This is a genomic window from Pontibacter sp. FD36, from assembly GCF_015686655.1.
Lineage (GTDB): Bacteria > Bacteroidota > Bacteroidia > Cytophagales > Hymenobacteraceae > Pontibacter.
This window is the reverse complement of sequence record NZ_JADPMP010000012.1, coordinates 174,557-187,765: the sequence shown is the minus strand read 5'-3', so window position 1 is coordinate 187,765 and position 13,209 is coordinate 174,557. Positions and strand designations below refer to the sequence as shown.

The window sequence follows — 13,209 nt, the reverse complement described above, 5'->3', positions numbered from 1 at the left end:
CTTGCAAAACAGAAAAGGTCCGGACTATGAAGCCCGGACCTTTTTACTTTATCAGTTTATACCTACTACTTATTCACCCGTTGCCCCGGCTTGTAAGTCACTTTGGCTCTTTTCTCTACATCTTCACGATAATAGGCCACATCCTTAAAGTTCACATTGGCATAGCGGGCGGCCTGGTCGTTGAAGTGCGGGGATGCTGGGTCGCCACTCTGACCGCCGGCCAGGATAGTCTTGGCTTTTACCTTGTCGCCAAACTCTACCACGGCCACAAAGCTATTGCCGGAGGTGCCGTACAGGCGCTTGGTATCGTAGCGGTTAGCACCATAAGAAGCGAGCGCTCCCCAGTTGCCCGATGCCATACCAATCGGAATACTCGGAGCCGCATCGTTAAACGGCTGCTTGATGTCACCGGTCAGACGCTGGAAGCGGTTGATCTCACCCCAAGGCGTATTCCACTGACCGAAGTCCTGCTCCAGTTCAGCGATGGTTTTTTGGAATATCTCCAGTCGCTCCGCTGCCGGTGCTGTGTTGGCATAATAGTCGAAGCGCTCCATGATATGGCCTTTTGGCGCAGAGCCGTCGCGCAGCAGGTTGGTGGCATAGAAGTGCGCTAGCGACATCGCTACCGACTCTTTCGACACGGCATAGTCCCAGTTGCGCATCACGTCGATAGCTGCTTTTAATTTTGGGTCATTTGGTTTTTGCGCATCGTAGGCTTTTACAAGACCGGGTATCAGCACTTCGAAGCCCGGCAGGTATGGGTCATAAGCCAGCTCGATCAGTTTATCGAGCGTCAGGTTCTCAGCTTTTTTGAGCAAACGAATGGCGTGCACACCCCGGAAGTTTTCAGCCGATGGCGCCATATATACCGGATAGTCTTCTTTTTTGGGGCTGTACTCAGCAGCGGCTGTGTAAGGCGTTGAGTTGCAGTTCTGGATCCAGCCGTTTGGTGGATTCATGATGCGGATCGTTTCGTCCAAGGTGTGGAGTCCGTTCCAGTCAGTTTTCGGGTTGCTGCCGTCAACGGGTTTGGAGTAGTCGAAGGAAATATCGCGCTTCGGGAAGAAGTTGCCGTGGTAGTAGGCGATGTTACCGTCGGCATCGGCGTACACCGTGGCATTAGATGAGTTGGTGCGCATCTGCATCATCTCGTTAAACTCCTTCAGGTTGCTTTTCTTCGTGCGGGTATAGGACTGAATCAGCGCATCAACTGGCTTCCACATCAAGGCAGTGGCTACCCACTTGTCGCCGTTCATATGTGTAATCGGTCCGTGGTGGGTGCGGTAGGTTGTGAAAGTCTTCTGCTTCAGCTCCTCACCGTCTTTGTAGGCCAGGCTTACCTCCTGGGTTTCCACGGGGCGCAGTTCCTCGCCGTACTGGTAAAACAGCTTGCCATCCTGTCGCACGATGGTCTCCTCAAACTCGTCAATCACATCGGCATACGCAGAAGTGTGCATCCAACCGGTCTTTTCGTTGAAGCCCTGGTAGATGAAAAACTGTCCCCAGGTAACGGCACCATAGGCATTCAGACCCTCTTCACTCACGGCATGCACCTCACCTCTAAAGAAGAAAGAAGTATGCGGGTTGATCAGCAGCATGGCATCACCGGAGGCCGTGTGCTTGCCTGAAATGGCAAAGCCGTTGGAGCCTTTTGGTTCTTCGAGCAGAGCCGGTTGCACCAGACCGTGCCCGTGGCTATTCAATCCAAGCGATCTGTCTTCTTCATAAAAGGCTTTAATCCCTTTAGTGGAAACGCTTTCGATGTCACCACCAATGGAGCCTTCGCTGAAGTACATCGGCATCCAGGGCTCAAAGCGGGTGAGCAGTTTCGGCTTCACTTCCGGGTGCGTATGCAGGTAGTAGTTGATGCCGTCTGCAAAGGCCTGGCACAGCTCCTTCAGCCACGCCGGGCTGCGTTCGTATTCAGCCTTGGCTTCTGCCTCTGTCATGTACAAACGGGCACGCAGGTCGCTGTAAAGCTGCTCCTCTCCTTCTACCTCCGCCAGTCGACCGATGGCCCACATGTAGTTGCGCTCCACCCGGTTGAAGTCGTCCTCGCACTGGGCGTACAAGAGCCCAAAAACGGCATCGGCATCTGTTTTGCCATAGACGTGCGGCACGCCAAAATCGTCGCGCATGATGGTAACACGGGCAGCCTGCTCTTCCCACTTCGCCACCTCGTTTGCCGTGTCGGTTTTGCTGTTGGTAACGCAGGAAGAAACGAAGATGAATAAAAGCAGCAGGAACGCCTGGGGCTTGAAGAGATAGTTCATGGTTTTAAGGTAGATAAGCTGAGATTTGATCTACCAATTTAAGCATAATTCTGAAAAACGCAGAAACGATGTGCTCCTCGTGCTGTAAGGACAACATTCGGATAGTCTGGGATGGCTACTGTTTCTGTTTTCCAGCGCCTGCGCCTGCACTTCTGTGGAAACTTACCCGACAGTCGCCGTATGTATAAGCTTATCCTCCAAGAAGAGCTTTTGCTTAAAAGTGAGAGCATAGACCAAAACGAAATTATAAAAACAAACTATGGCTAAACAAATGAAGGCAGCGGTATACGATGAGTTCGGTGGTGCTGACAAAATAAAGATCAGGATAGTCGATGTGCCGGAAGTAAAAGAGGGCGAGGTGCTGGTGCGTATAAAGGCGGCCGGTGTGAACCCGGTGGATGCGGCCGTCCGGGAAGGTTATCTGAAGGATTACCTCCCTTACGAATTCCCGATCATTCCGGGCTGGGATATGGCAGGTATAGTAGAGGACAGAGGTTTCAGCGCCCGTCGTTTTGAAGTAGGCGACGAGGTATACGCCTACGCCCGCCGCGCCGTGGTGCAGCATGGCACCTTTGCCGAGTACATTGTCATACCGGAGAGCTTCCTGGCCAGGAAACCGCAGAACATGTCCTTTGAAGAAGCGGCCGGCATTCCGCTGGTCGGCTTAACGGCCTATCAGTCAATGTTTGATGCGGGCAATCTGCAGGAGGACCAGACTGTATTGATACTGGGCGGATCCGGTGGTGTGGGCAGCTTAGGTATACAGCTTGCTAAAGCACGTGGCGCCACCGTGATCGGGGTAGCCAGCGAGAAGAATCATTCTTTTATGAAAGAACTGGGAGCTGATTTTACGATCGATTACAAAGACCAGGATGTGGGTGCAGCTGCCAAAGAGGTCGCTCCGGATGGCGTGGACCTGATCTTTGACTGCGCCAGCGGCGACACCCTGCAACAGAGCCTCGCCGCCCTGAAGCCAAAGGGCAAACTGGTCTCCATCCTGCATCAAGGCGATGGACTCGATCCTGCTATTGATTTCCAGTATGTGTTTGTGGAGCCGAACGCCAGCCAGCTGGACAAACTGCGGGAGTATGCCGAGTCTGGTAAACTGAAGGTACATGTGAGCCAGACCTATACCTTAGCAGATACAGTCGAGGCCCTGGGCCAGATTCAGACGCAGCACACCCGTGGTAAAATCGTGCTCGTGCCCTAAGGTATAAACACACCTGAGAGCAGCACTAGTGGACATCGCACTGAAAGAAACTCTCATCGTAACCCGGCGCGGGTTTGTCATCAACCCGCACAATGCGGTCGAGCCGGATCTCTTCGCCGGTGGTCAGTACCAGGTACTCTTCTTCTCCGCGTTTCACAAGTTCTTTCAAGGTAGCGTGCAGCGTCAGAAACTCGCCGATATCGGAGTAGAACTGCAGCCGGGCGGTGGCCCGTTTGGCCACCAGTGCTTCGAGCAGCTCGCGGTAATTTTGGTCGATGGGTTTGTAGGCTGAGGACATAGCATTAAATCACATGAAGCTTCAAAGTATGTAAAAAACGCTCACAGCTGCTAGCAGCTGTGAGCGTTTTTTGTTTAGTGCATTGCAGCAACTTACGACGGAATGCTGCGCCTCCAGCTAGTCCACTGGTGCAACTGCTCACGATCCAGCACGGCCTCTATGTTTTGGAAAAGCGCTGACCGCTGACTGCGCAGCACCTGCATGTGCTCCTGTTTTCTTTCATGGTTACGAAGCTCCGCTTCTACCCGTTCGTGCAGTACCTGTAGCCTTTCTTCGAGCTGTGCAAAGCTGATGCGGTTATCATTATAGGCTTTCAGGAGGATGTCGCGCTCGGCATTGGCCTTCATCAGAATCTCCTGGTGAATGATGCTGATGCTGCCGCGGGGGCTAGCAGTAGTACGCTGGTGCTCCTGGGCATAATCCCGGATACTGCCCGCCTGGTTTGCCTGCAGGTGCAGCATCGGCAGAATATAAGCGAGCGTGTGCCGCTCGGTCTGCGCGGTTGCCACTGAATGGATGTTGAATTGTTTTTTATCACAGCCGTCCCGCAGATGCGGCTTTGATAAGGCATCCAGATCATCCAGCAGGAATTCAGCGGATGTGAACGAGAGATCGACAGCAGGATCGGCGCTGACCTTTTCCTCACAGGCCGTCAGGCTCCATAAGCAAACGAAGGCCAGTAGCCCCCAGGTTCGTAACATTTTCTTCATAGCATGCTCTTTTAAAATCACCACCTTATTTATACGTCACCAGGCATAAACAGAGCACACTTTCACCTGATAATCAACCACTTTCACCAATTAACAATAAGGTATATCTCCAGTCAGAGTTATCAACTGTTCCTTAGAAATGTCAATATCTCCTGGTTCACTCTGTCTGGCTGCTCGTGGTGCAGCCAGTGTGTTGCCTCGTCCAGAAAGACCAGCCTGCCCTTCGGACAAAAAGCAATGCTAGGCTCGGCCATCTCAGCGCCTAGTGCTGTGTCTTCTTTGCCCCAGATCATGAGGGTGGGTACTTCAATTGTACTGCTGAGGTCGAGGGGATTGTGTCTGAAGGCCCGGTACCAGTTGATCATACTGGTGAGGGCGTTGGGCTGCTGCCAGCCCTCTTTGTAAATGGCCAGGTCCTCTTCTGAAAAAGTGTGAGGTCTGGAGGTGCCGGTCATGGCCTGCGACAGCGCTTTAAAGTCAAAAGCCTGCGCTGCCTGCTCGGGCAGCAGGGGCAGCTGAAAGAAGGCGGCATACCAGCTGCGGAGCATCTGCTTCGGATTTTTCCGGAGGTGCTCCTGCATGATGGCCGGATGGGGTATGTTTAGGATGACAAGCTTGCGGAGCAGGTGCGGAAAATGCATAGCCAGTGTCCAGGCCACCATGCCGCCCCAGTCGTGTCCCACCAGCACCACCTGCTCCTTGCCCAGCTGACTGATAAGCCGCACGATGTCGCCGGTGAGCTTGTCCAGGGTATAGGCTTTTACCACTTTGGGCTTGCTGCTCAAATTATAGCCGCGCTGATCAGGCGCTACCACATCGTAGCCGGCTGCTGCAAAAAAGTCGAGCTGCCGGTGCCAGCCATACCAATGCTCCGGAAAGCCATGCAGAAACATAAGTGTCTCGCCAGCCTCGTCTCCTGCCCGCACGGCATGCAGGCGCACATCCGGTAAATCGAAATAGTGGTGTTGCAGCTTGGTCATAGGCATGGAATCTTTTGTTCAGAGATCACTCCTCATGTTTACCGTTGCCTAAGCAATTGGTTCTGCGGACCGGTATCACTGGCCCTGAATTTCCAGGTATAGGCGGATGTTATTGCTTTGCCTGTAGCGGCCTGATCAGTTTGTCCAGGGTATAGCGCAGCACTTCGTCATCTTCGTCGAGCAGGTGGTCGCGCACAAGATGATCTGGTATGAGGCCGGTCAGCTTTTCGTTTCCGTTTGGCCGCACGATATAGCCTTTGGGTACTTTGAGCTCTACACTGGTGCGGGGCAGCTGAAAGCTGAACTGCGCGGCATAGAGGGTCGGTGTGTCGCCGGTCTCCTCTCCCACGATCTCGCCAAAACCATAGTCCTGTATGAGCGCTCCACTCACGGCAGCCATGGAGTAGGACTGGCGGTTGACGAGCACGTATACCTTGCCCTTGAACCGCTGTTCCTCCGGCATAGGCTGCTGCATGGTTTGGGCGTAGGCGAAGGTCTCTCCATCAGGAGTCTCCAGGATCTGGCGGGTATAGTCGTCAGGTATAGCCTTTGGGAATTGCTTGCGGGTTTGGGTCTTGAGCACCTCACTGGTCCTGACGGTGAAGTCAGAGAACCAGCGGAAAGGCTTGTCTGCGAAATAGGCGATAAGGTATTCGCTGAAGGTGTTGTGCCCACCGGCATTGTTGCGCAGGTCCAGGATCAGGTAGCGGGCCTGCCGGGTGTTGATGTCCGCAAAAGCGCTGTCGACAAAGGCTTTGAACTGTGCCTCCCCGTCCGGCTCCGCTGAGCTGAAAGGACCAGGATGCAGGTAGGCGACATCATCGATATACTTGAATGAGCGCTCGTTTTTCAGGATCTCGCCTCCCCGGCTTGCCTCGTAACCCATCACGGTGATCGGCTCCAGGGTATGGGTGCTGCGCTTGCCGTCCGCATGTTTCACTTTCACTTTAAAGGCCTCCTGCTGCCCGAATACAGCCCAGTAATAGCGTGGAAAAGACCAGAACTCGAGTTTGGCGTCTTTGAAGTAGGGCCGCTCGGCTGACAGGTAGGGATGGATCGCAGATTTTATTTTCCGCACCGGTTTGCCGTTGAGCTGCAGCAGCTGGTCGCCAACCTGTACGCTGGAATCCGGCACATAGCTTTTGCGGACAAAGGTTTTGCCATCTTCAAAAGCCAACTCGAGCGGAAGCACGGTGCCGCCCTGCGTGGCGTAAGTGATATAAGATGCGGCCGGGAAATCCACCTCGCTATGCCCTACGTTGCCGATCGCCAGTAGCCGCTGCATCAGCATGGTTGTCTCGAGCATGCTGAGGGAGTCTTTGCGGATCGACTTTACTAAATCGTCATAAGCTGCGTCATAGTCCCGCTTGCTCACATAGGCGTAGAGGTTGTAATGGGCCTTTTGCAGCGTTTCGTAAGCATAGGCCATATCGGCTTTCACATCCGTTGCGGCAAACATGATCGGCTTGTGCTGCGCAATCGTGCGTCCGGGTGCTGACAGCATCAAAAAGAACAGCAGAAGCTGGATGGGTTTTCGATACAAATTGCTTTTCATGCTGCTTTTTCTGTGGTTTATTTGCTGTCCCTCCCTCCTTCCGAGACTGAAAGCTAAACAGATTTATAGATTATCCCATAAATAACAGTGGTATTCTGCAAAACAGGTATAGCTGATCACTTCTCTGAAATGATTTGTTTCACCCAGGGCCAACCGTCTGCCTCGGGCCGTGGTGTTACCCAACTTTTGGCACCCCAGGTATAAGGTATAGCCGCCAGGTCCACGGTAGGGTCTACGATGGGGTGCGCCGGGTAGCCATTTAAGCTGAGGCGGGAGATGGCATATACTTCCGGGTTGGCTATCCCTTTCTTTTGAAATTCCAGCTTCAGGAACTGCGCAAACTGCCAGATCATATCCGGGTGCTTAGGCAATTCTTTCAGCTGCTCCCGCACCAGGTAGTCGTTAGGAGAAACGTATAGCACTTGCTCTGTCGCCGGGTCTTTTACCTGGTAGTATACGTGCCCGCGCTTGGTGCGCAGCATCATGCGCCAGGAGAAGCGGTGCCCTTCTTCGGTCCAGTTCACGTCGCCGGGAATAAAGAAGTGCCGCAGCGGAAAGAGCAATTGGAAGCTCAGGTATAGTACACAGAACTGCGCCCCCAGCCGAAGCTGCCAGCGGGGCTGTTTGAGCGGAGCATGCTGCAGAAGTTCGGGTGAGGTCCTTTTCCGGAAAAACCAGCGGGCGATCTGCTCCGGGCTAAAGAACAGCACATTGGCCGCGATCATGAAGTATGGAAAAACCCCTACATGAAACACCGCTGAATTGAAGATGTGAAAAGCGAAGGCCACCCAGAAAGCCACCATCCGGGTGCGCGGCCAGAGCAGGGCAAAGCCGATCAGGAAGTCAAAGAAAAGCCCTCCCCACACCACCAGTTGTATCATAGTCGGAGTGTTCAGGTAGGGGCCTATCACATAAAAATGCGTTTTGGCGGACATCCAGATGCTCATGGATTTGGCGGCCAGCCAGTCGGGTTGCAGTTTGGCCACTCCGGCGTAAAAGTACACCAGCACCAGCTGCGCCCGGAAGAGCCAGAGCGTCCACTGCGGGGCCACCTCCGTTTCAAGCTCCGGTAGCCTGCGCACATCCAGGGAATATTTGCGGTGGGCGGGCAGGGTCACCATCAGTCCGCTGATCAGCCAGATGAGGTAGTGGTGGTTGAGGTAATGCGTCTTTTCGCTGAAAAAGCTGTAGCCGAAGAGCAGGAAAAATAGAAAGGAAGTGAGCTTATAGCGCCAGCCTACCATGATCAGGAAGCCCAGCAGCGCCATGAACAGGTACAGGTATACCATGCCATTGCCGGCCAGCGGCCTGATCCACTCCAGCCCGATGTAGTTGAAATGGATGGTCGGCTCCACGTAGTGCTCCTGCACCCAGTTGATGAGCACGGCACCTATACCTTCGCAGAACATCAGCAACCCGAACAGGATGCGGAAGTAAACCAGCGGGTAAATGCCGATCGGCTTGATGAGCTGCTGCATAGCGATTCAGGATGTATGACTTCTGAGGAAGCCAGGTTGCGAATGACCACCGCTTTCCGCATAGCTTACCTGCTCCAGGTATAGCCACGCTCTCTCCAATCACTCCTGCACCAAACGGTAGGCTAATATAAGCACACTGATGAGAACGATTGTGGTATAGATCGCTTTATTATACCTGGCTAGCCAGTTAGGCAGGAAAATATCGAAATTATCTTTGGTAGAGTCCGAATAGCGCCGGGCCACCACGGTGATAGGACACATTTTGTTGAACACCAGCAGCACAAGACCCTCCAGCACGATGAGGCCCAGGCAGATCCAGACCCACCTGTCGATCCGGTTGGCGATGACGGCATAGAGCAGGTAAAAGATCACGACATTGTAGAACACCCACACCAGGGTATGCACTACTTTGATGAGCAGCAGTTTGCGGTTTCGTATCTCAAGCTCCTCTTGCTGGATCTGTTCCATTTTTCAAGCCACTTCCTCCTCTTATTTTACGGATGAAATTTAGGAGGAGACGTGCAGGATGAAAGCTGCCTATACCTGCTGTAAAGGTATAGCCGTCGCTTCTTTTTAGCCCGCCAGGGCGGCAGCTTCTACCGGACCGCGCTGCTGCCTTCTGCCCAGGTATAGTCGCACCATCAACAGCAGCCCTTCGAGCAGCAGCACGCCACCCAAGCCCCAAAGCACGTGTGGGATTCGAAGACCCATCGTGACAAACGTCATGGCTACAAAAGGCAATGCCAGCAACACTCTGTCGAGCTTCACGACCAGCTCACTGCGAAGCAGCGTAGCGGCAAAAGCAGCGAAAGCTGGCAAGGCAAATGCATTGGTCAAAAAGATATTGAAAGGAGCCGCCGCCAGGGTCAGCAGACAAAGGCCGATCCCCAGCCAGCTGTACAGGTTCTGGCCAATGGCGTCTGTCACGGAGGGACTGATCTGATAACTCCGGTTGGCCTGCCACAGAAAGCGGAATTTGTCCCGCTCCAGTAACAACAGCGTCAGGTTGAGCAACAGCATCACCGTATTGACATAAGGCGTGCCGGCCCACTGCTGCGAAACTGTTACGGCCAGTATGGCCACGTTCATAGGCACCAGCATGATGGCTCCGAGCAAACTGAAGCGCTGCGAGAGCAGCAGCGTACCGCACAGCACCTGACTCACCGCCACTACCTTGGCAAACAGCCCCAGCCCGTACTGCGCCAGCTGCTCCTCCAGCCAGGGCGGCCCGATTAGCTGACCGAATTCTCCACCCGTCAATTTGCATATACCAGACGAAAAAAAGATATAGCCCAGAAAGAGCCGGATCAGGAGCAGCAGGATGTCTTTGTTTTGAAGCATGGCATTAAACAGCTGGTTTACAATGGGTATCAATTTGATACTCAAGTATAAAAATCCAGCTTTCAGATGAAAATCTATTAGACCAACACCCCAAATAAAACGGCTAACATAAGCTGCACCTCCTCCCCCTACAGATCAGCACCCAGCAGACGCCGCAGCACCACGATCTGGCCAAAGTGATAGGCATTGTGCTCGGCCACCAGCATGGCTTCGCGCAGGAGTGTCTGTCCATTGCCATGTGGTATAGGTTCAAAGAGATCGTTTTCGGTATCCTGCACCAGTTGTACCATCGCCTCCAGGTCCCGGTTGATTGCCTGCAGGGTCTGGTCCAGAGCTTGCTGATCGGCTGGGGCTACGTCGGCGGGCCAGTAATCGTCGGGCCAGTCGGGTTCCTGATAAGCGGGGTTGCGGCAAAAGTCCAGGATGTCTTGTTGGGCGAAGCGCAAATGCTCGAGCAATTGCCAGATGGTATAGGGCAGTTCCTCTACCTGCCGCCCTGCTTCCGTTAGGTTTAGCCCCTGCAGCAGCTCATCCATCGGTCGATAGGCCTGTCCCATCCGCATCAGTTTTTCCAGGTGATCGCGCAATTGTTTTTCCTCTTTCATCGGTTTCTTTTTACAAGCTCATACTGCTATACCTGTCCCGGGTTGAGATGGGTGCAGCAGGCTCTACCGATTTGGGTTTGGCTCCCCTGCTATACCTCGTTTTAGAAGGTGTTGAGCAACATCCTGGAAAAAAATAAAAAATATTTGAGGCACAGAGGCAACCATTGGCATAAGCACTACATCTATAGTTCAAATTCGCATCAGTAAAACACCAATTCAACACTTATTCACCCACCTGCAGGTATAGCTTTTGGCTTTACCCGGGGTTCTGTTTGCCATACTTAACCTACTCTATCCTCACAAAATAAAATTATGAAACAGTTATTTACTTTAATTCTCTTGCTGCTGATTGGTAATGGCACGATGGCACAGATGGCCCATTCGGGCAAATTGAGCGGTGTGCTCAGCGACTCTCTGACCGCAGCCCCCATCGGCTATGCCAATGCCGTACTCAAAAACGGCGACAAACTAATATCCGGAACCGCCGCAGACGGTGAAGGCAAATTCGAGTTGGCCAACCTGCCCCTGGGCAGCTATACCCTGGATCTTACTTTTCTGGGATACCGCCCTAAAAAGCTCCCGATCACACTGACAGCCGATCAGCCTGTGCTCCAACTTGGTAAAGTTCCGCTCAACTCTGACAGCAAAATGCTGGCCGCGGTAGAAGTAACGGCCATGAAGGCGCTGGTGGAAGACAAAGGCGACAAACTGGTGTACAATGCTGAAAAGGATGTCTCCAACGCTGGGGGCAACGCGGCGGACGTATTGCGTAAAGTGCCTACGCTTACCGTAAACCTCGACGGCAACGTGCAGATGCGCGGCAACAGCAACATCAAGGTACTCGTGAACGGCAAGCCTTCCGGTATGATGGCCCGCAACCTGGCTGAGGCGCTCCGCCAGATGCCCGCCGATAACATCAAGTCGGTGGAGGTGATCACAAGTCCGGGCGCCCGTTACGATGCGGAAGGCTCGGCCGGTGTAATCAACATCATCACCAAAAAGGGCTTGCAGGGCTTCAACGGCTCCACCAATGTCACAACCGGCAACCTGAACCGCTACCTGGGCACTAACCTGAACTACCGCAAAAAAAAGCTCGGTATTTCGCTTTCGGCCAGCGGCTATCAGTACCGCAACAAATACAGCATGGAGAGTACGCGCACCAACCTGGTAAACGGGGAGCCTATATCTGTTTTCGAGCAAACTACCTGGGCTGATAACACCGGTTTTGGAGGCAACGGCGAAATGAGCATCGACTACGACCCGGACTCCACAAGCCGCATCAACTTTTCGGCCAACGTATGGGGTGGAGATTTCCCGAACGACAATACCATTTTGAACAGGCTCCGTGATACGAATGGCAACCTGCTCCAGAATTTTCGTTCAGAAAGGAGCTACACAAACCCCTACGGGAACGGACAACTGGATTTGGGCTATACCAAAACCTTTAAGCCGGAGCAGGAGCTTTCCATCCTGTCGCAGTACAGCCGCATGCCCGACAACTACGAGTACGAGGCCGAGAACTATACCTCCGGTGACGAGCTCACCTTCCGGCAGCAAAGCAAGAACTTCAGTCGGAACAAGGAATACACCCTGCAAACCGACTATACCCATCCTTTTAAGCTGAACGGCCTCCGCGACACCACCAGTCTGAAACTGGAAGTGGGTGCCAAGGCCATCCGCCGCGACATCGGCAGTGAGTTCAGGGTATTGCAATCGCTGGACGGAGTAAGTCCGCTGGAGCCTGACCCAAGTCAGTCGAACGATTTCAATTACTTTCAGCGGGTATACTCGGGCTATACCTCCCTGCACCTGAGCACCAAATCGAAGTGGAACATCAAGGCCGGAGCCCGCCTGGAGCACACCGATATCTCAGGAGATTTTGAGAGTACCAAAACTAAAATGAGCAACGAGTACACCAACCTGATACCGAGCATCTCGGTGTCGAAAGGGATAAAGGCGCATACCCTGAAAGCCAGCTATACCCAGCGCATCCAGCGGCCGCTTATCTGGTACCTCAACCCCTGGGTAGATGCCAGCGATACCCTGAACCTGCGCACCGGCAACCCCTACCTGGATCCTGAACTGAACCACGCCGTAGAACTGGGCCACAGCATGAGCACTGACAAAGGGCTTAACATCAACACGGCGCTCTACTGGCGCTATACCGACAATGCGATTGAGTACCTGTCCCAGGTTGATGAAAATGGCGTATCAATTCTGTCGCCGCAAAACGTGGCGCAACGCAAGATCTATGGACTGAACCTGAACCTGTCGGGCCAGCTGAACAAGAACTGGAACATGAGCGGTGGCTCTGACCTGCGCTACCTTGATGTAGAAAGTCCGGCACGCAACCTGAGCAACTCCGGACTAGTGTGGAGCATGAACCTGAATACCACCTACAAACTGCCGAATGACTACTCTTTCCAGGCTTACGGCAACTATAGCTCCGGCTGGCTGAACCTGCAGAGCAGCAACTCAGGCTGGCACTGGTATGGCTTTGCGGCCAAGCGTGAGTTCTTGGATAAGAAGGCCAGCGTCACACTGGGTGTAAACAACCCTTTCAACCGCAGCATGAAACAGACCGGGCAGCGCAACGACCCTACCTTCGCCTACGAGTCCCGCTCTTTTAACTTCAACCGCTCAGTGCGCTTGTCTTTCGAGTGGCGCTTCGGGCAGATGAATACCAACGGCGGCAAGCGCAGCAAAAAGATCAACAACGATGACAAAGGCGGTCGCTAGTACCGATCGTCAGGTATAGC

General features: G+C 53.5%; 11 protein-coding genes. 2 read left to right on the top strand and 9 right to left on the bottom strand.

What is annotated here, in order from left to right; all coding sequences use genetic code 11:
* Positions 1-65 precede the first annotated feature (65 nt).
* Positions 66-2,273 (bottom strand): acylase, encoded by a 2,208-nt coding sequence (locus I0P70_RS17590; RefSeq protein WP_196120466.1) that lies wholly within the window; start codon positions 2,271-2,273, stop codon positions 66-68.
* 259 nt (positions 2,274-2,532) lie between these two features.
* Between I0P70_RS17590 and I0P70_RS17585 the strand changes: the two genes are divergently transcribed.
* Positions 2,533-3,483 (top strand): NADP-dependent oxidoreductase, encoded by a 951-nt coding sequence (locus tag I0P70_RS17585; protein ID WP_196120465.1) that lies wholly within the window; start codon positions 2,533-2,535, stop codon positions 3,481-3,483.
* A 25-nt stretch (positions 3,484-3,508) separates the two neighbouring features.
* On the opposite strand, the gene I0P70_RS17580 is transcribed toward I0P70_RS17585, so the two are convergent.
* From I0P70_RS17580 to I0P70_RS17545, 8 genes are all read right to left on the bottom strand, one after another.
* On the bottom strand, positions 3,509-3,781 hold the full coding sequence (locus I0P70_RS17580) for a hypothetical protein (protein ID WP_196120464.1): 273 nt from the start codon (positions 3,779-3,781) through the stop codon (positions 3,509-3,511).
* Between the two features lie 92 nt (positions 3,782-3,873).
* The gene (locus I0P70_RS17575) at positions 3,874-4,491 is read right to left on the bottom strand and encodes a hypothetical protein (protein ID WP_196120463.1); all 618 of its coding nucleotides are present in this window, start codon (positions 4,489-4,491) and stop codon (positions 3,874-3,876) included.
* A 122-nt stretch (positions 4,492-4,613) separates the two neighbouring features.
* Positions 4,614-5,471 carry an alpha/beta fold hydrolase gene (locus I0P70_RS17570; protein WP_230392273.1) on the bottom strand — a complete coding sequence of 286 codons (858 nt, stop codon included), beginning with the start codon at positions 5,469-5,471 and terminating at the stop codon, positions 4,614-4,616.
* Positions 5,472-5,580: 109 nt separating this feature from the next.
* Positions 5,581-7,026, bottom strand: coding sequence for a S41 family peptidase (locus I0P70_RS17565; protein WP_196120461.1), 1,446 nt, complete (start codon positions 7,024-7,026; stop codon positions 5,581-5,583).
* Between the two features lie 116 nt (positions 7,027-7,142).
* Positions 7,143-8,504 carry an HTTM domain-containing protein gene (locus I0P70_RS17560; protein ID WP_196120460.1) on the bottom strand — a complete coding sequence of 454 codons (1,362 nt, stop codon included), beginning with the start codon at positions 8,502-8,504 and terminating at the stop codon, positions 7,143-7,145.
* Between the two features lie 99 nt (positions 8,505-8,603).
* Positions 8,604-8,972 carry a hypothetical protein gene (locus I0P70_RS17555; RefSeq protein WP_196120459.1) on the bottom strand — a complete coding sequence of 123 codons (369 nt, stop codon included), beginning with the start codon at positions 8,970-8,972 and terminating at the stop codon, positions 8,604-8,606.
* 105 nt (positions 8,973-9,077) lie between these two features.
* On the bottom strand, positions 9,078-9,845 hold the full coding sequence (locus I0P70_RS17550; protein WP_196120458.1) for a DoxX family membrane protein: 768 nt from the start codon (positions 9,843-9,845) through the stop codon (positions 9,078-9,080).
* 128 nt (positions 9,846-9,973) lie between these two features.
* A complete protein-coding gene (locus I0P70_RS17545) occupies positions 9,974-10,450 on the bottom strand; it encodes a DinB family protein (protein WP_196120457.1) in 477 nt (158 codons plus the stop codon).
* A gap of 312 nt (positions 10,451-10,762) precedes the next feature.
* Between I0P70_RS17545 and I0P70_RS17540 the strand changes: the two genes are divergently transcribed.
* Positions 10,763-13,189 (top strand): outer membrane beta-barrel family protein, encoded by a 2,427-nt coding sequence (locus I0P70_RS17540; RefSeq protein ID WP_196120456.1) that lies wholly within the window; start codon positions 10,763-10,765, stop codon positions 13,187-13,189.
* Positions 13,190-13,209 lie beyond the last annotated feature (20 nt).